This is a genomic window from Mesorhizobium sp. EU05-FHT14A09, assembly GCF_058790995.1.
Genome location: NZ_JBYTDF010000003.1, coordinates 664,254 through 680,722, shown reverse-complemented (window position 1 = coordinate 680,722; position 16,469 = coordinate 664,254). Strand labels below are relative to the sequence as shown.

Genomic DNA, 16,469 nt, shown 5'->3' with positions numbered 1-16,469 from the left:
GCGCCGCCGCACGATTCTCAAGCGCTACTGCTGCTTTGGCGATGCCAGTTGCAGGGTGAAGAGTGTCCCTGCCATGCCGTCCGCCAGTTTCGGCGTGAAGGTCAGCGGCATGCATTTCTGAACGGCGTCTGTTGCTGCCTGCACCAGTTGCTTGCGCTGGTCGGCATCGCCGTCCACGCGGATGCTGGTCGCCTTGGGGGGACCAATCAAGCTGCCGTCGCGCTTGAAGCTGAATTGCAGCGTGACCGCCCCCTTTGCCGCGCCGGAGGGCGGCTCCCAGCAATGCTGCAACGCCAAGCCGACGTCAGCCATCGTGTTCAAGGGTTCGGCCGATAATTTTCCAACCGACTGCCCGATTGCCAGGGCGGCCAGCGCAATTCCAAATGCGATTCTCATGGTGGCTCCTCCGCGCTGGTTCCCTTCGCTTCCGACGTATTTTCAATGGCGATCGGCCGGCTTTTGTTCCCCTGGTCCAATCAGCTTTTCGAGATCGGATCGGATGCATAGCTCTGAGAGGGTCAGCCTCTCCACAGGACTGTCAGCAGGCGGCCGTAGCAACAGCTGCACAGGGAAGACATTCTCTGAAACTTTGCTAAAACGCGGCTGGGGCGCCGTGAGGTTGATATGCTTGCTGAAATCGCAAGGCCGGTCGGGCTGACGCTGCGCCTGCTCTGGCGTTTCTGGCCACAGCTTGTCGCATTGGTGCTGCTTGGAATTGTTGCCAGTGGCCTGTTCATGCGGCTGGCAACCCATGTGGCAATTGCAAACCACATGGCCGGGCTGGCGCTTCTGACGCTGGTTGCTCTTACGCAACTGGTTGTTACGGTCGCCATGTTCCAGACATTGCGGCCTGCCCTGCCTGCTGTACGCGCAGCTCAGGCCGCCGCCGGCGGCGGAGCGGTAGGAGAGATCGAAGGAAGCGGCAGTGCCCGCCTTGCCAAAATGGTCACCGTCGCACTGCTGCCGTTCTTCGCCTATTACGCCGCCTGGGGTTTTCTTGGCGACACGGTGCGGCGATATTCGCGAGCGGCCCTTGATCTGGCGCCATTTGGCGAGTCCGGAAACGTGCTGGATGTGCTGGATTCGCGTTGGTTGTTGTTTTCGGTCGCCATTTCCTGGCTGATCCGGCGCCTCGCCAAGGAAATGCAGAAACGCGGTGGTGCATCCTCGGCCTGGCAGATCATCGTGGTCATCTGCGAGACCAACTGGATCTTCATCGGTATCTACGTCATCAGCCGCTGGAAGGACAGTATTCTCTCCTGGGTGATGAGCCGCAACCTCGGCTCCTTTTTTCAGGCCGCTATCGACGGGATCGTCACGCCAGTTGGCAACGCCATGGCAACGCCGACGGTGCCTGTCGAAATGGCTCCTGCCGGCGCCTCAGCCACGCTGGTCAGCCTGTTCTTCTATATGCTGGTTCCGGTTATCTGGCTGGCGATGGCAGCGCTTATCTATGGTTACGATGTGCGAGACGACAAGGAACTGATGCGCACCCACCAGCGAGTCGAACGTCTCGGTGAACGCTACAAGGCGATCCCGAAATTCCTGCGCGACTTCGTCGAACATTTCATCAGCGGCTACCGCTCACGCTATCTGCCGGTTGCCAACGGCGTCCGCCTGACCTTGAGTTCCGGCGTGCTGTTGATCATCGTCCTGATCGTCGGCTACCGCCTGATCGAATGGGGCGCCGCCTGGGCCTGGCTGGGCACGACACGGCTGATTGGTCCGCATGAGCTCGACAGCTGGCAAGTGTTCGCCAACGGCGTGACGTTCCTGTTCGGCAGTCCGTTCCAGGACAGCTCCACGGGCATACTGGTTGAACCGCTGCGCATATGTCTGCTCGCTGCTGTACTGGAGTGTGCTTTCGCCCTGCCAAAGCGGGCATCGACGGCAGCGGCCAGCCAGCCGGGCTAAGCCAGGCGGCACATTTTACTGTGGCCGCTGGAACAGCAGGAAGTTCGGACGCTCGCTGGCTACGCCCAACGCCGGACGGATAGTAGCGGTCGCGTCCTTCGGCACCAGGAAGGTTTCACGGATCTTCAGCACATCGCCGTTCTTTGCGTTGGAAAAGATCGCCGAGTTGCAGGTCTTGGCATCGTCGGTCTGCCTGAACGATACCGCAGCCGTCGGCAGCCAGCGGCGGTCTGCGCTGTCGATGAGCATGATCCTGCAGCTCAGCCATAAATTCTGCAGATCGGTCTGCCCGACGGTCACCGTGAAGTCTACCAGCACCGGAACCACTTCCGGCGGAATATCGGCGCGTCCGAGCGCTGCACGCAAATCTGTCAATTGCCAATCGCTGCCACCGAAACGCACTTTGCTGCCCCAGGCAACATCCTCGGCGAAAAGATCCTTGTTGTGCAGCAGTTCCTTGATGTTGTCATACGACATCACCGCAAGCGCTGCGGGGACCAGCACGATCAGCGCCAGCAGGCTGCGCAACCACCAGCGCCTTTCGGCCGGCGTACGCGAATCCCCTGTCTGCTCAATTTGCTGCTCCGCGGTGCTCAAGCTTCAACCCTCAGAAAGTGTCGCCGAGTTCATAGGTTTCGATCGTGCCTTCCGGTAAACCGTTGATCTGGGCCGTAACGGTTCCAAGTGCGATACGCGCCTCAGAATCCAAAGGCCCCCCCAATTTGCCGGAAATGAGCAACACCGCGCTGGAGACCTGCGAGGGCAATAGCTCGAACACCAGCCGTGTCTTGCCCGCCACGCCGGGATCCAGGGCGACAGGCAAGGCACCGGCTGCAAGCGAGGCGCGTTCGCTCGTCCGATAATTGAGACCATCCGGCCCTCGCCAGGTCGCGGCCGCGACCACGGCCGAACGATCTCTTGCATCGAGCTTTGCCGTCACAATGGCCCATACGCCACCGGTCGTGAGCAGCTTTTTCTGGCCGAACCGATTGAACATCACCGTGCGGGCAAAGACCACCTTGTCGACCGTAACGTCGAATGTGCGCGTCGAAACCGTCTGCAGGGTCTTGCCGTAGACGGGAATCGGCCCGACCAGATCAATGTAGTGCGGCATGGTCGTCTGCATGCCGTAGCAAAACAATGCGGCGACCAGCAGCGCCCCGATATTGGCTATACGTCGCCTCATGGCTTGGCATCCGGCGTATCGGGACCGGCACCGACGGGCATTACCACGGTGCCGATGAGATGTTCGTTGTACCAGCCAGGCGCGCCGTAGAGATTGTCTTGCCGCTTGTAGATTTCGCCGTTTACGCGGATCACGAAACGCTCGGGCAACGTTGCATCCGCCGGCAATCCCCAGACATAGGCCATGCGCTCCGACAGTCCGGGCTGCAGCGCCGGAGACATCGTCGAGTCGCGCACCAGCACGACATAAGGTTTATCGTCGGCACCACCCGTCGACTGGAACGTCGTGAAATAGTCCTTGCTCGAAAGCGCCGTCCGGTTGGTCATCTCAGCCTCGAAGACCAGGGCTTTTTCGCCGGCTTTCAGCGGCAGGCCGTAGACACCTTTGTCGACCGTGTAGGCACGCAACGGCCTGACCTCCCATGGGCCGGTCTCGACCGGCTGGCCCGGAGCGAGTACGACGACGGGCTTTTCAAGCGCATCGAACACGCCAAGGGCGCTACCCACGGCGAGTGCCGCGAATGTGCCGATCCCACCAACTATCCAGGCTTTGAGCTTTGAACGGGCGCTGCCGAACATGAAGCCTTCCGAATCTTGCGCCTGCCACCCGCGCGGCAAAATAGTGTGGAAACGACGTTATTGGAACCCAGGCAGCCGTTAAGCGCCTTACCGGCATCATTCTCCTGACGATGCCTGCCAATTCGATGCAAATCTCGACAATCGGCGACTATTCCGGCTGTGCGTTCTGCCAGGGCGATAAGGTTTTGCAGTGCCTCGATACCGAGCCGGTTCAGCTGTCTGCGCCCGAGCACGATGTCGATGCGCATGGCAATCTCGCGAGCGTCCGCCCCCTTCAGATCAGCCAGCCGCTCGATGCCGATTTCTTCCAGTCAGGCGATCATCTTCGGCCCGATCGAATGCGCCTTGCGCATCGCCCTGCGTTCGGCTTCATGGATCATCGAGCCTCCCGAACCGTTTTTTAAGCTGTCCGTCATAGACAGTCTGCCATGCCGAGACCTAGTAAGGTCAAGGCGAGGACCGGGAGTATCGCGTGCGCTTTTCTGCAGCCACGACAGCCGAGCGGCTTCTGCCGCAGCGCTTGGCGCTGCGCGCGCGGCCCTTGCTCGGCAAGATCGACGCGGTCCTCTTCTCATCTGACGAACGCGGGCAGGCAGGGCGTATCTCGCTGATTGCCTTCGTCATCCGTGTCATCAGTGCGGTCATCGCCTTTGTCAGCCAGGTGCTGATGGCCCGCTGGATGGGTTCCTTCGAATACGGCATTCTCGTGCTGGTCTGGACCACCATGGTCATCGTCGGCAACCTGTCCTGCCTTGGCTTCCACACCTCCGTCATCCGCTTCATCCCTGAGTTCCGCGAACACGGCAAACTCGCCGAACTGCGCGGTATTCTGCTGGCCAGCCGGCTCTTCGTATTGATCGCCTCGACCATTATCGCGCTGGTCGGCATCGCAGGGGTCTGGCTTTTTTCGGGATGGCTCGAGAATTACTATGTGGTGCCGTTCATCCTCGGCATCTTTTGCCTGCCGATGATCGCGATGTCGGATCTGCTGCAGGGCATCGCCCGCGCTCACTCCTGGACGATTTCAGCTCTCTCTCTCGTCTACATCGTCCGCCCACTCGCGATCCTGTCCTGCATGGGGATAGCGCTGTTGATTGGCATGCCGGCGGATGCCAGTACCGCGTTGATTGCATCGATCGTGGCCACCTATGCCACTACCATCTTCCAGTTGGTCGAGATCACCGCACGCACCGACGCCCGCGTACCTTCCGGCCCTACAGCCATCCATCTGCGCGACTGGATCGTCGTGTCACTGCCGATCTTCCTGGTGGAAAGCTTCTTTTTCCTGCTGACCAATGCCGATGTGCTGATGGTCGGTTTCTATCTGCAACCGGACGACGTCGCCGTCTACTTCGCCACGGTGAAGACGCTGGCGCTGGTGCATTTCGTCTATTTCGCCGTCAAGGCAGGCGTCGCACAGCGCTATGCCCACTACACTCATGGTGACAGGGAAAAACTCGCCACCTTTGCGCGAGAAACGGTTTCCTGGACCTTCTGGCCATCGCTGCTGATGGCGCTTGTGGTCCTTGTTTTGGGCAAGCCGATGCTGGTCCTGTTCGGCCCCGAATTCACCAGCGGCTACCCGCTGTTGTTCCTCCTGGTCTTCGGTGTCGTTGCGCGTGCCGCCGTCGGCCCCTGCGAAAGCCTGCTCACCATGAGCGGCCACCAGAACATCTGTGCTGCCGTTTTTGCCTTGACGCTGGCCATTAACGTTGCGCTCAATGTGATGCTGATCCCGACCTTTCATCTCTGGGGTGCTGCGCTGGCCACAGCACTTGCCATGGTATTCGAGGCTGCTGCCCTGTCGTTTACGGTTTGGCGAAAACTCGGCATCACAATGGTAATCTTCATCCCCGCCAGAGGAGCCGCCTGATGGCCGCCGTCCCACTGATCGAGGAAACAAGCGGCGGTCCAGCCGGAACGCTGATGACCGGCCTGGCCGGCGTCGCGCCCAGTGCCATCGAACTCGCCGAGATCGAGCTGCTGGCTTCAAGCCGGCCGGAGCGGACGCTTGCCGTCTATCCGGCGTCAGCCGGCTTCGACCTGGTCGAAGAGCTCGACTATCTCTGCAATCGCACTGTCGAGCCCAATGTTTTCTTCAATCCGCGCTTCCTGGCGCCTGCGATGCCCCGCCTGGAAGACAAGGAAGTGCGATTGGCCGTGATCCGCGACGGCAACGAACATCGCAGCCGCCTGCGCCTGCTTGTGCCCTTTTCGGTTGAACGGCCGGGCATCCCGCTCGCGGCACCCATCATGCGCACCTGGGCGAGCCCGTTCGGCCCCGTCGGCACTCCCCTGGTCGATCGGGACGATCCCATCGGCGTCATCGAGGACTTCTTCTCGATGCTGTCCCGGCCGCATCTGAAGCTGCCTAAGGTCTTTGCTTTTCCCGATATGCGCCTCGATGGGCCGATGGCCAGCCTGCTGCGGGCGCTTGCCGAAGCGCGCAACCTGCCATTGGTGATCACGGGCGAAACACAGCGTCCGTTCCTGCAAAGCAGGCTCGATGGCGAGGCATATCTCAAGCAATCCCTGCGCTCGCATCACTACCGCGAGTTTCGCCGCCTCAAACGCCGGCTTGGCGAGACCGGCAACCTGCAGCACGAAGTGGCACGTGGGCCGGAAGAAATCCGGCAGGCGATCGAGAATTTCCTGACACTGGAAGCATCCGGCTGGAAGGGACGCGAGCGCACCGCCATGGCCATCGATCGTTTCCGTGCCGCTTTCGCGCGAGAGGCGGTACACCGCCTGGCCGAACAGGACATGTGCCGCATCCATTCGCTGACACTGGATGGCCGTACCATCGCCAGCCTCATCGTCTTTGTGGAGGCCGGGCACGCCTATACGTGGAAGACCGCCTATGACGAGACGCTGGGCTCGTTTTCGCCGGGCACGCTGCTGATGATCGAAGTGACCAAGCAGCACCTCGATGATCCCAACATCGTGATGACCGATTCGTGCGCGGTGCATGATCATCCGGTGATGAGCCGTCTGTGGATGGAGCGGAGACCGGTCGGCACCTTCGTGATCGGCCTGGCGCCCGACACCGACAAGGCGACAAGGCAAGCCGCCTCACAGTTGCATCTTTACCGCGAGACCCGCAACTTCGCCCGGCTGCTGCGCAACAGGGTGAGGAGCTTGTTCAGCCGAGGTTGAACGCGGACCTGAGCATCGACCTCTCCCGAAGGCGCCGTCTATCGCCTCATGCGCACTTTAGTTCTATCTAACATATTGATATATATGTGTTTTTAAACTTTTCATTTCTAAAGACCAATTGAGTAGGTTACATTGGCGCTACGGTAGGGCGAAGGCACGTCGTGTTACCGTAGCCCGCTTGCCACACCCCCCAACCCCCACCCAGGCAAGCGGGCTCGTTGGGGTGGAAAATCAGCCCGATTGATATTCTGCAGTCCTCCAGCGCAGCTTCGAACCCAAGGGGTTCGCAAGAACGCCCCGCCACCGGTCGTCAAGTCACTCCATCAGAGCCGTGAGCGAAGCGAACTGGCGTGAGATGGGCACGCCGCGTTTCTCAAGGAGGCGCGCCGAACCCGTAGGGTTCGCAAGGACGACAGTCCGTCGGCCGTCAGGCCGCCCCATCGGAGCCGTGAGCGAAGCGAACTGGCGTGAGATAGAAAAATGGTGCCCCTAGCCGGGATCGAACCAGCACTCCTTGCGGAACTCGATTTTGAGTCGAGCGCGTCTACCAATTCCGCCATAGGGGCCCCGGACCGGGCGGTCCAGATGGGCGCGGACTATACGGTCGCGCACCGGTTCGTCAACTGGCGCAGCACAGCGGCGGACGGAAATCGCAAGAAACTTGAGCCCACGGCGGTGCGACCTTTCGCTTTCGTGAAGGCCTCGCCATTGTGTGGCCAAGAAATTCTTTCTAGAGCATGACGCTCACCAAGAAGGGGGCTGCATGCTTCGCGGACTTTACGACTGGACGCTGTCACTGGCGGCGCGGAAATCGGCCGAGTGGTGGCTCGCCTTCATTGCGTTCGTCGAAAGCTCGGTCTTCCTCGTGCCGGCCGACGTGCTCTACCTGCCTATGGCGCTCTCGCGCCCGGATCGCGCCTACCGCTACGCGCTTATCGCTACCGTCGCCTCCGTCCTTGGCGGCGTCGCCGGCTGGTTCATCGGCCACTACGCCTATGAAGCCGTCGCCAAGCCCGTGCTCGAATTCTACGGCAAATACGATGAGTTCGAGGCCCTTCGCACCTCGTCCGGCATCGGCTTCATCATCCTGATGCTGATCACGTCGGGAGCCGCGCATCTGCCGCCGATCAAAGTGGTGACGATCCTGTCCGGTGTCATCGGCGTCAACCTTCTGCTGTTCATCGTGCTCGCCATCGTGGCTCGCGGTGGCCGCTTCCTGTTGCTGGCCTGGCTCTTGCGGCGTTATGGCGAACCGATCCGCGACTTCATCGAAAAGCGTCTCGGTCTGTTGGCCGGGGCCGCCGCAATTATCCTCATTCTGCTGTATTTCGCCGCCAAATACGCCCTCTAGAGCAATTCCAGGAAAAGTGTGGGGCGGTTTTCCGTCCGGAATTGCGTAGCAACAACGGTCTGTAAACCGCCGACACCAGGAGCAAACCAGATGTCCCAAGCGACGACGCCCACCCAGCGCGCTCCGATGCTTACCGCGGCGTTCCTGACCGTGGCCATGGCCGCCACCGTCGGTTCTGCGCTCGCCTTCCAGTACATAGGTGGCTACATCCCCTGCAAGCTCTGCTATGAACAGCGCATCCCCTATTATATCGGCGCACCGCTGATGCTGCTTGCGGTCCTCGCAGCTGTCTTCAAATTCCCTGTATGGATCACTCGCGCCCTGCTGATCGTCGGCGGCCTGCTCATGGTCTACGGCCTCTATCTCGGCGTATTCCATTCCGGCGTCGAATGGGGCTGGTGGCCCGGCCCGACCGATTGCACCAACGTCGCGGCTCCGGTCGACACCGGTGGCAATGGCGTGCTCGATGCGCTTGACAAGTTCGTACCGCCGTCCTGCGACAAGGCCGCCTTGCGCATCCTCGGGCTGTCGCTGGCCGGCTGGAACGCCATTGCGAGCCTGATCCTGGCGGCGGTCGCCTTCCGCGGAGCTTTTAAGCGCGCGTAAACGGAGAAAGCCTCAGGGCTCCAGTTCCACATCCCAGTAGAGATAGTCCATCCAGCTTTCATGCAGATGGTTGGGTGGGAAGAGACGGCCGTTGTTGTGCAGATCGTGCACGGTCGGCTGATAGGGTTTCTGCAGCGGCCACATCTTGGCCTGGGAGGGCATCATGCCGCCCTTGCGCAGATTGCAGGGCGAGCAGGCGGCGACCACATTTTCCCACGTCGTCGCACCGCCGCGATGACGCGGGACGACGTGGTCGAAGGTGAGATCCTCTGGCGTCCCGCAATACTGGCACTGGAAGCGATCGCGCAGGAACACGTTGAAACGCGTGAAGGCCGGGTATCGCGACGGTTTCACATAGGCCTTGAGGCTGACGACCGACGGCAGTTTCATGGAGAAATTCGGCGACGAGACTGCGTGTTCGTATTCGGCGACGATGTTGACGCGATCGAGGAACACCGCCTTGATCGCGTCCTGCCAGGACCAGAGCGACAGCGGGTAATAGCTGAGCGGACGATAATCCGCATTCAGCACCAGTGCGGGAAGCCCATCCGGAGATACGGCAACCGTCACGTTGTTTGCCTCCTTGGTTCTCGAACCGAACGGCGCGGATACTGTAAGCCCGACATGACAGGGATGTGAAGCGGAAAGCCGTATCGGGCACCCCTCAAAAGAGCATGATTTTTAAGCTTTTTTACGGCTCAAACGGGTGGAGCGGCGTCCCTGCCCTTCAATTCCCTGTAGTAGGACCAGAAAAGTCGCGCCGCGATGCCCCTCCAGGGCGCCCATGATTCGGCCAGTACGATGAGCTTTTTCTCAGGCGGACGAGGGTCGATCGACAGCGCGTGACCGACCGCGCTCTGCAGCGCGACGTCGCGTGCCGGGAACACGTCGGGATGACCTGCTGCGAACAGCAGGTAGCATTCCGCCGTCCAGGGACCGATGCCCGGAACAGCGGTGAGCTCGGCAATTGCTTCGCCAGCTTCCAGTGAGCAGAGATGATGCAGGTCAAGTCCATTCGCGACCGCCGCCGCGACGGCGAGCAGTCCGCGCTGCTTGGGTCGTGACAGTCCAGCCTCGCGAAAGACGTCCTCGCCGGCACCAAGAATAGCCTCGGGCGTCAACGGATCCAGCAGCCTGGTCAAGCGGCCGAATATGGCATCGGCGCTGGCGCGCGACACCTGTTGCGAGACGATGATGGAAGCAAGGCTGGCAAAGCCCGGCTCCGAAAGACGCAAAGGCACGTCGCCGGCAAAGGCACGCACCGTTTCCAGGCGCGGATCGATGCCACACAAGGCATCCAAGCCCATGCCGATGTCATTGAGAGAGGTGATCCGCTGCATGTTCCTTGTCCCGGAAAGGCCGGCAAGGTAGCAATCCGGCTAACGCTTGCAAAACCCGATTGCTGCCGGTCGATGACACTCCTGACATTTCGTTTCGCCCCCAGTCCGAACGGCGACCTGCACCTTGGCCACGCCTATTCGGCGCTGCTCAACCAGAAACTGGCGGAAAATACCGGTGCGCGACTTCTGCTGCGCATCGAGGACATCGACACCACGCGCTGCACACCGGAATTCGAAGCCGGCATCTACCGCGATCTCGAATGGCTTGGCATAGGCTGGACAGAACAGGTACGGCGCCAGTCCGAGCATTTCGACGAATACCGGGCGGCGCTCGAGGGACTGATCGCCGACGAACTCGTCTATCCCGCTTTCATGAGCCGCGGCGACATCCGCGCTTTCATCAGCGAACGCGAACGGCGCGGGCGCGACTGGCCACGCGACCCGGATGGTGCGCCGCTCTATCCGGCGGTCGACAAGGCCCTGTCCCGGAGGGAGCGTAAAGCACGCATGGCCGAGGGGACGCCTTTCGCCTGGCGGCTCGATGTCGCAGCGGCATTGTTGCGGGTTGGTGCTGATCTGTCCTGGACGGAATTCGAAGATACGAGCCTGTCGACAAAGCGAGATGTACCGGCAAGACCGCAGGACTGGGGGGACGTTATCCTGGCGCGTCGCGATACTCCGACCAGCTACCATCTGTCCGTCGTGCTGGACGATGCCTTGCAAGGCATCTCCCATGTCGTGCGTGGTAAGGATCTGTTCCAGGCCACAGCGGTGCAGAGATTGCTGCAGGAACTGCTCGACGTGCCGCAACCAGCCTACTTCCACCATCGACTGATCGTTGGTCCGGACGGTCGCAAGCTCTCAAAGAGCCTCAAGGATACCGGACTGACCACATTGCGGGCCGCCGGCGCGACGCCCGAGAGCATTCGCCACATGCTTGGCCTATAGGCACGCTCCAACAGCAGCTTCAATTCGCGTTACTTTAAAAGTAAGCGGTTTTTGCTTTGCGCGGCCCAACTACAGGGTTAGAGCGGCACATTCTCCATCGGAAAGCGGTTGGTCATCCATGCACGAGCTCAAGCGGTTCATTCCCGCCACATTCGTCGTGCTGTGGGCGACGGGTTTCATCGGTGCCCGCTATGCGATGCCGTGGGCCGAGCCGTTCACCTTTCTGGCTATCCGCTTCGCCATCGCCGCTATTCTGTTCGCCGTCCTGGTCGTGCTCCTCAGGGCGCCCTGGCCAAACCGCACACAGGCCCAGCACGCCGTCATCGCTGGAATTCTGATGCACGGCATCTATCTCGGCGCTGTGTTCTGGGCGATCCATCGTGGCCTGCCTGCCGGCATCTCGGCTCTGATCGTCGGCCTGCAGCCGCTGATCACCGCGGTCATGGCGGGCAAGCTTCTTGGCGAGGACATCCAGCCTCGACATTGGGCGGGCCTGGCCATCGGCTTTATCGGCGTCGTAACCGTCTTGTGGCCGAAGATCGGTGCCTTGGGCGGCGGCGTCACAGCCGCTACCCTCACCGCCTCCATCATTTCGGTCATAGCCATGAGCGCGGGCACCGTCTGGCAGAAACGTTTCGGATCATCCGGCAACCTCGTCGCCTCGACCTTCTGGCAATATGTCGGCGGCACGGCCGTCATGGCGATTGCCAGCTTTGCCCTTGAGACCCGCGTCTTCACCGTCAATGGCGACTTCATCTTCGCCATGGCATGGCTCGTGCTGGTGCTTTCGGTCGGTGCCATCTTCCTGTTGATGGTGATGATCCGTGACGGCGCGATGTCGAAGGTCGCCTCGCTGTTCTACCTGGTTCCGGCTGTGACCGCAGTCATGGCCTGGATCCTGTTCGACGAACATCTGAACCTGGTCCAGATCGTCGGCATGGCCATCACCACCTTCGGCGTCGGGCTGGCCACGGCTCAGCCGACGCGGGCGCGTGCTTCAGCATAGCGGCTGATGGCGGCGTTGAGTTCTCCGCCCAGGATGAAGATCACGGAGACGATGTAGAGGAAGACCACCGCGATCATGATCGAGGCAAGGCCGGCATAGGTCGTCACATAGGACGAGAAATGGTCGAGGTAGGAGGCGAAGATCGTCGACCCCACCAGCCAGCCGACCAGCGTGAAGCCAATCCCTGGGAGGATCGACACGATGCTGCGCCGCCCCATCGGCAGCCAGATGTGCACGGCGAAAAGCGCGAACACGATGACCGCCGAGGCGATGACGAAGCGCCATAGCGTGATCGTGCCCATATAGGGGCCGATCCAATGGAAATGCGCCTCCGCCAGACGTGCGATCAGCGGCGCGAAAACCAGCAGAAGACTGATCGCCAGGAAGCCTACGGCAGCGATCAGCACGAAGATGATGCTCTGCGTGCGACGAAAGAAGATCGAGCGCGTCTCCGTCATGCGATAGGCCCTGTTCAAGGAAGTGCGCACCGCCTCGATACCATTGGAGGCGAAGAAACCGGCAAGCAGCACGCCGTAGGTCAGAAGGTCCGTTCTCCGGACCGTGAGTACGTTGATAACCTCCTGCGCAATCGGCTTCGCAATCTGCTCCGGCCAGGTGTCGAACAGCAGTGGTACGATCGTCTCTACGAAAGCTTGCGCGCCAAGGAAACTTGCCAGCGAGGTGGCAAAGATGAGGAACGGAAACAGCGCCATCAGCGAGGTGATCGCCAGATGGCTGGCCATCGCCCAGCCGTCGTCATTGTTGAAATGGCCGGCCGCATCGTAGAGCACGCGGCGAAAGGCGACGATGGTGCGTAGCAACGATACTGTTCCTCCAGTTGTTTCCAGGCGGCGAATATGGGAAGTGATTGCGGCAAATGGCAAGCCTCGCCGCATCCTCCAGTACATCATCCCAGGCGCCCCGTACGATCATCGTCACCGGCGCCTCGTCAGGCATTGGCGCCCATTGCGCACGCGCCTTGAAGGCAGACGGCTGGCGGGTCTTCGCAACGGCCCGCAAATCGCAGGACATTGCGACGCTGGAAGCCGACGGCATCGAGGCGTTCTATCTCGACTATCGCGAGCCGGAAGCGATCAGAAGCCTGGTTGAGACTGTGCTCGAACGCAGCGGCGGCCGGCTCGACGCGCTCTACAACAACGGTGCCTATGCCCAACCCGGCGCCGTCGAGGACTTGCCGGTCGAAGCCTTGCGTGAACAGTTCGAAGCCAATCTGTTCGGCTGGCACGATCTTACCCGCCGCATAGTGCCTGTGATGCGTGCCCAGGGACATGGCCGCATCGTTCATTGCTCGTCGATTCTAGGCCTTACACCAGTGCCGTTTCGTGGTGCCTATGCCGCGTCCAAACACGCGCTGGAAGGATTGATGCTGTGCCTGCGCCAGGAACTGGAAGGCAGCGGCGTCCATGTCTCATTGATCGAACCCGGGCCAATTGCCTCGAAGTTCGCAAGCAATGGCCTGCCCTGGTTCCTGAAACATATCGATCATGAGAATTCGGTGCATCGCACCGCCTATCGGGCACAATTGCGGCGCCTTGAGCAGGGCGGAATCCGTTCGCCCTACAAACTTGGACCGGAAGCCGTCTACAAAGTGCTGACCCATGCGCTTCTGTCGCAACGCCCCCGGCCGCACTATGTGGTAACGATGCTGGCCAGAATCGGGGTCGCGCTGAAACGCCTGTTGCCGGCCTCCATGCTCTACCGCATCCTTGCCAAGCGCGCTTGAACGGAACACGCCATGGATACTGTTTTCAAAACCCTCGCCATCGTCGTCATGGTGGCCGTGGTCGCTGTGCTGATCCGCGGCCTCATCAACATGCTGCGCGGCGGCTCCGGGGTCACATCGAACAAACTCATGCAGGCGCGCGTTTTGCTGCAGTTCCTGGCACTGGTCTTCATCATGCTCGCGGTCTACTTCACGCGCAAATAAACCTGCGGTCGGGCGGGAGGACACGCATGGTCAAACTCAACAAGATCTACACCCGCACCGGCGATGCCGGCACCACCGGGCTCGGGACCGGGGCAAGGCGGCTGAAATCCGATCTGCGCATAGAGGCGTGCGGCACAGTCGACGAAGCCAATGCCTGCATCGGCTTGGCACGTCTGCACACTGCAGTTGCCCACCCTGCGATCGACGTGATGCTTGGCCGGGTTCAAAACGATCTGTTCGATCTCGGCGCCGACCTTTCCGTGCCGGACGATGGCAAGCCGCTGGAATACGAACCGCTGCGCATCATTGCCTCGCAGGTCGAACGTGTCGAGACGGACATCGATCTGCTCAACAGGGACCTGCAGCCACTGAAATCCTTCATCCTTAACGGCGGCACTCCGGCGGCGGCTGCACTGCATCTCGCCCGGGCGATCACCCGCCGCGCCGAACGCGTCATGGTGGCTCTGGCGCAAAACCCGGATGAAAAGGTTGGCGCCGAGGCACTCAAATACGTCAACCGCCTGTCGGACTTCCTGTTCGTGGCCGCGCGCACGGTCAATGACAACGGAAACGCCGACGTGCTATGGGTGCCCGGCAAGAACCGCTGATTTGGCATCAGTGGAAGAGGGGCGGAAACCGGCCGCATGTTCATTCCGCTTTACGATTCCAATCACCTGCGCCGCATCCGCTACGCCTACGTCAATATCGCGCTGATCCTGTTCAACGTCGCGATCTATCTGGTGACGCGTGTCGGCGGAGACGACTATGCGGCGGGCGCCACGCTCAGCTATGGTTTCATCCCTTCCGTGGTCCATGACATCGCGGAACTGTCGCCGCAATTCGTCGTCATTCCCGAACAGCTCAGCTATCTGAGCTACTCTTTCCTCCATGCCGATATCTGGCACCTTGGCGGCAACATGCTGTTCCTTTGGGTTTTCGGTGACAATGTCGAGGACGCGCTCGGTCACGTCCGCTATCTGATCTTCTATCTCGCCTGCGCGGCCGGCGGCGCCTTCTTCCACGGCTTTGTCGCACCAGGCTCCGAACAGCCGCTGATCGGCGCCTCTGGGGCAATAGCCGGTGTCGTCGCAGCCTATCTGATCCTCTATCCGCGTGTGAAAGTATGGGTTCTGGCCTTTGCCCGTATTCCACTCAGATTACCGGCCTACATCGTGCTGATCTTGTGGGTGCTTTTGCAGTTCGTCATGTTTGGGATGGGCGGCGACCAGCAGATCTCCTGGGCCTGCCATATTGGCGGCATCGTCACCGGTGCCATCCTCGTGCTGGTGCTGCGCAGTCGCGGCGTCCCACTGCTCGAGAACGAGGAGGAAACCGCTCCGACCGCAACGTCGGCGGAGACGGTACAGCCTCCCCTGCCTACCCCAACGGAAGTGAAGCCGGCATCACGCTGGGGCAGACAATAGGGCCTTGCCTTTCCGGTTACGCCAGTGCGGTTTTCAACCGATTTGGACCTTTTGCCGATATTGACGCGGATAGCGCCCGCAACTACGGTCCGCGCGCCTGCGGCAGCCCTGTCAGCCACCGTGCAGGCGGCCGAAGCTGGCGGGCGAACTACAGAATTTGCGTCCGAAATGTCGGCATTCGACAACCCTGAGCGGGCCGGTACTGTTATAGCGCCCCGAATGCATCTTTGAGAGGTGAGAGACAGATGAAAGTCCTGGTGCCCGTGAAGCGGGTCGTCGATGCGAATGTGAAGGTTCGTGTGAAAGCGGACGGTTCGGGCGTGGAACTCGCCAATGTGAAGATGGCTATGAACCCGTTTGACGAGATCGCGGTCGAAGAGGCGATCCGCCTGAAGGAAGCGGGCAAGGTCGAAGAGATCGTCGTGGTCTCGATCGGCGCCGCGCAGGCGCAGGAGACGCTCCGCACCGCTCTCGCCATGGGCGCCGACCGCGCCATCCTCGTCAAGGCCGACGAAGCCGTCGAGCCGCTGGGTGTCGCCAAGGTGCTGAAAGGTGTCGTCGACGCCGAACAGCCTGGCCTGGTCATTCTCGGCAAGCAGGCGATCGACGACGATTCCAACCAGACCGGCCAGATGCTGGCAGCCCTTCTCGGCTGGTCGCAGGGCACTTTCGCCTCGAAGGTGGAACTGGCTGGCGACAAGGCCAGGATCACCCGTGAAGTTGACGGCGGCCTGCAGACGGTCGAACTGAAAATGCCGACCATCGTGACGGTGGATCTGCGCCTCAACCAGCCGCGTTATGCTTCGCTGCCCAACATCATGAAGGCAAAGAAGAAGCCGCTGGATGAAAAGACTGCCGCCGATTTCGGCGCCGACATCAAGCCGCGCCTCAAGGTGATCAAGACCGAGGAACCGGGCGGCCGCAAGGCCGGTGTCAAGGTCAAGACGGTGGCCGAGCTTGTCGACAAGCTCAAGAACGAAGCCGGCGTGCTTTAAGCGAAGCGGAAAGGGAT

General features: G+C 61.0%; 20 protein-coding genes and 1 tRNA gene. 13 read left to right on the top strand and 8 right to left on the bottom strand.

Annotated features, from left to right (window positions below):
- Positions 1 to 24: 24 nt before the first annotated feature.
- Positions 25 to 396, bottom strand: a complete 372-nt coding sequence (locus tag AC3WTO_RS14940; protein ID WP_492461483.1) for a UCP034077 family protein — start codon at positions 394 to 396, stop codon at positions 25 to 27.
- 228 nt (positions 397 to 624) lie between these two features.
- Here AC3WTO_RS14940 and AC3WTO_RS14935 point away from each other — a divergent pair, with 228 nt between their 5' ends.
- Positions 625 to 1,914, top strand: coding sequence for a hypothetical protein (locus AC3WTO_RS14935; RefSeq protein WP_492461482.1), 1,290 nt, complete (start codon positions 625 to 627; stop codon positions 1,912 to 1,914).
- A gap of 15 nt (positions 1,915 to 1,929) precedes the next feature.
- Here the strand turns inward: AC3WTO_RS14935 and AC3WTO_RS14930 are convergent, their stop codons facing one another.
- From AC3WTO_RS14930 to AC3WTO_RS14920, 3 genes are read right to left on the bottom strand one after another with little or no spacing between them, the layout of a single operon-like run.
- The gene (locus AC3WTO_RS14930) at positions 1,930 to 2,511 is read right to left on the bottom strand and encodes a hypothetical protein (protein WP_492461481.1); all 582 of its coding nucleotides are present in this window, start codon (positions 2,509 to 2,511) and stop codon (positions 1,930 to 1,932) included.
- Positions 2,512 to 2,521: 10 nt separating this feature from the next.
- A complete protein-coding gene (locus AC3WTO_RS14925; protein ID WP_492461480.1) occupies positions 2,522 to 3,100 on the bottom strand; it encodes a hypothetical protein in 579 nt (192 codons plus the stop codon).
- Positions 3,097 to 3,678 carry a hypothetical protein gene (locus AC3WTO_RS14920; RefSeq protein ID WP_492461479.1) on the bottom strand — a complete coding sequence of 194 codons (582 nt, stop codon included), beginning with the start codon at positions 3,676 to 3,678 and terminating at the stop codon, positions 3,097 to 3,099. The genes AC3WTO_RS14925 and AC3WTO_RS14920 overlap by 4 nt, the downstream gene beginning before the upstream one ends.
- 110 nt (positions 3,679 to 3,788) lie before the next feature.
- Here AC3WTO_RS14920 and AC3WTO_RS14915 point away from each other — a divergent pair, with 110 nt between their 5' ends.
- The 3 genes from AC3WTO_RS14915 to AC3WTO_RS14905 all read left to right on the top strand — a co-directional run bounded on the left by AC3WTO_RS14915 (position 3,789) and on the right by AC3WTO_RS14905 (position 6,834).
- Positions 3,789 to 4,082: a hypothetical protein gene (locus AC3WTO_RS14915; RefSeq protein ID WP_492461478.1), complete on the top strand. Its 294-nt coding sequence runs from the start codon at positions 3,789 to 3,791 to the stop codon at positions 4,080 to 4,082.
- Between the two features lie 68 nt (positions 4,083 to 4,150).
- Positions 4,151 to 5,551 carry a lipopolysaccharide biosynthesis protein gene (locus AC3WTO_RS14910; protein ID WP_492461477.1) on the top strand — a complete coding sequence of 467 codons (1,401 nt, stop codon included), beginning with the start codon at positions 4,151 to 4,153 and terminating at the stop codon, positions 5,549 to 5,551.
- The gene (locus AC3WTO_RS14905; RefSeq protein ID WP_492461476.1) at positions 5,551 to 6,834 is read left to right on the top strand and encodes a GNAT family N-acetyltransferase; all 1,284 of its coding nucleotides are present in this window, start codon (positions 5,551 to 5,553) and stop codon (positions 6,832 to 6,834) included. The genes AC3WTO_RS14910 and AC3WTO_RS14905 overlap by 1 nt, the downstream gene beginning before the upstream one ends.
- Before the next feature lie 481 nt (positions 6,835 to 7,315).
- Here AC3WTO_RS14905 and AC3WTO_RS14900 read toward each other — a convergent pair.
- Positions 7,316 to 7,400 (bottom strand) — tRNA-Leu (locus AC3WTO_RS14900).
- A 197-nt stretch (positions 7,401 to 7,597) separates the two neighbouring features.
- Here AC3WTO_RS14900 and AC3WTO_RS14895 point away from each other — a divergent pair.
- Positions 7,598 to 8,185, top strand: a complete 588-nt coding sequence (locus AC3WTO_RS14895; protein ID WP_492461475.1) for a YqaA family protein — start codon at positions 7,598 to 7,600, stop codon at positions 8,183 to 8,185.
- A 90-nt stretch (positions 8,186 to 8,275) separates the two neighbouring features.
- On the top strand, positions 8,276 to 8,791 hold the full coding sequence (locus tag AC3WTO_RS14890; protein ID WP_492461474.1) for a disulfide bond formation protein B: 516 nt from the start codon (positions 8,276 to 8,278) through the stop codon (positions 8,789 to 8,791).
- Between the two features lie 12 nt (positions 8,792 to 8,803).
- Here the strand turns inward: AC3WTO_RS14890 and AC3WTO_RS14885 are convergent, their stop codons facing one another.
- Together AC3WTO_RS14885 and AC3WTO_RS14880 are read right to left on the bottom strand one after the other, a co-directional pair.
- A complete protein-coding gene (locus tag AC3WTO_RS14885; RefSeq protein WP_129412956.1) occupies positions 8,804 to 9,361 on the bottom strand; it encodes an HNH endonuclease in 558 nt (185 codons plus the stop codon).
- Positions 9,362 to 9,489: 128 nt separating this feature from the next.
- A complete protein-coding gene (locus AC3WTO_RS14880; RefSeq protein ID WP_492461473.1) occupies positions 9,490 to 10,131 on the bottom strand; it encodes a DNA-3-methyladenine glycosylase family protein in 642 nt (213 codons plus the stop codon).
- A 72-nt stretch (positions 10,132 to 10,203) separates the two neighbouring features.
- Between AC3WTO_RS14880 and gluQRS the strand changes: the two genes are divergently transcribed.
- Positions 10,204 to 11,079 carry a tRNA glutamyl-Q(34) synthetase GluQRS gene (gluQRS, locus tag AC3WTO_RS14875; RefSeq protein WP_492461472.1) on the top strand — a complete coding sequence of 292 codons (876 nt, stop codon included), beginning with the start codon at positions 10,204 to 10,206 and terminating at the stop codon, positions 11,077 to 11,079.
- A 118-nt stretch (positions 11,080 to 11,197) separates the two neighbouring features.
- Positions 11,198 to 12,085, top strand: coding sequence for a DMT family transporter (locus AC3WTO_RS14870; RefSeq protein ID WP_492461471.1), 888 nt, complete (start codon positions 11,198 to 11,200; stop codon positions 12,083 to 12,085).
- Here AC3WTO_RS14870 and AC3WTO_RS14865 read toward each other — a convergent pair.
- Positions 12,055 to 12,906: a YihY/virulence factor BrkB family protein gene (locus AC3WTO_RS14865; RefSeq protein ID WP_492461470.1), complete on the bottom strand. Its 852-nt coding sequence runs from the start codon at positions 12,904 to 12,906 to the stop codon at positions 12,055 to 12,057. The genes AC3WTO_RS14870 and AC3WTO_RS14865 overlap by 31 nt on opposite strands.
- A gap of 56 nt (positions 12,907 to 12,962) precedes the next feature.
- Here AC3WTO_RS14865 and AC3WTO_RS14860 point away from each other — a divergent pair, with 56 nt between their 5' ends.
- From AC3WTO_RS14860 to AC3WTO_RS14840, 5 genes are all read left to right on the top strand, one after another.
- Entirely contained in the window at positions 12,963 to 13,829 is an 867-nt protein-coding gene (locus AC3WTO_RS14860; RefSeq protein ID WP_492461469.1) for an SDR family oxidoreductase, read from the top strand.
- A 12-nt stretch (positions 13,830 to 13,841) separates the two neighbouring features.
- A complete protein-coding gene (locus AC3WTO_RS14855) occupies positions 13,842 to 14,033 on the top strand; it encodes a twin transmembrane helix small protein (RefSeq protein WP_492461468.1) in 192 nt (63 codons plus the stop codon).
- Positions 14,034 to 14,059: 26 nt separating this feature from the next.
- A complete protein-coding gene (locus AC3WTO_RS14850) occupies positions 14,060 to 14,641 on the top strand; it encodes a cob(I)yrinic acid a,c-diamide adenosyltransferase (protein WP_492461467.1) in 582 nt (193 codons plus the stop codon).
- A 36-nt stretch (positions 14,642 to 14,677) separates the two neighbouring features.
- Positions 14,678 to 15,457 carry a rhomboid family intramembrane serine protease gene (locus tag AC3WTO_RS14845; RefSeq protein ID WP_492461466.1) on the top strand — a complete coding sequence of 260 codons (780 nt, stop codon included), beginning with the start codon at positions 14,678 to 14,680 and terminating at the stop codon, positions 15,455 to 15,457.
- Between the two features lie 245 nt (positions 15,458 to 15,702).
- Entirely contained in the window at positions 15,703 to 16,452 is a 750-nt protein-coding gene (locus AC3WTO_RS14840) for an electron transfer flavoprotein subunit beta/FixA family protein (RefSeq protein ID WP_492461465.1), read from the top strand.
- Positions 16,453 to 16,469 lie beyond the last annotated feature (17 nt).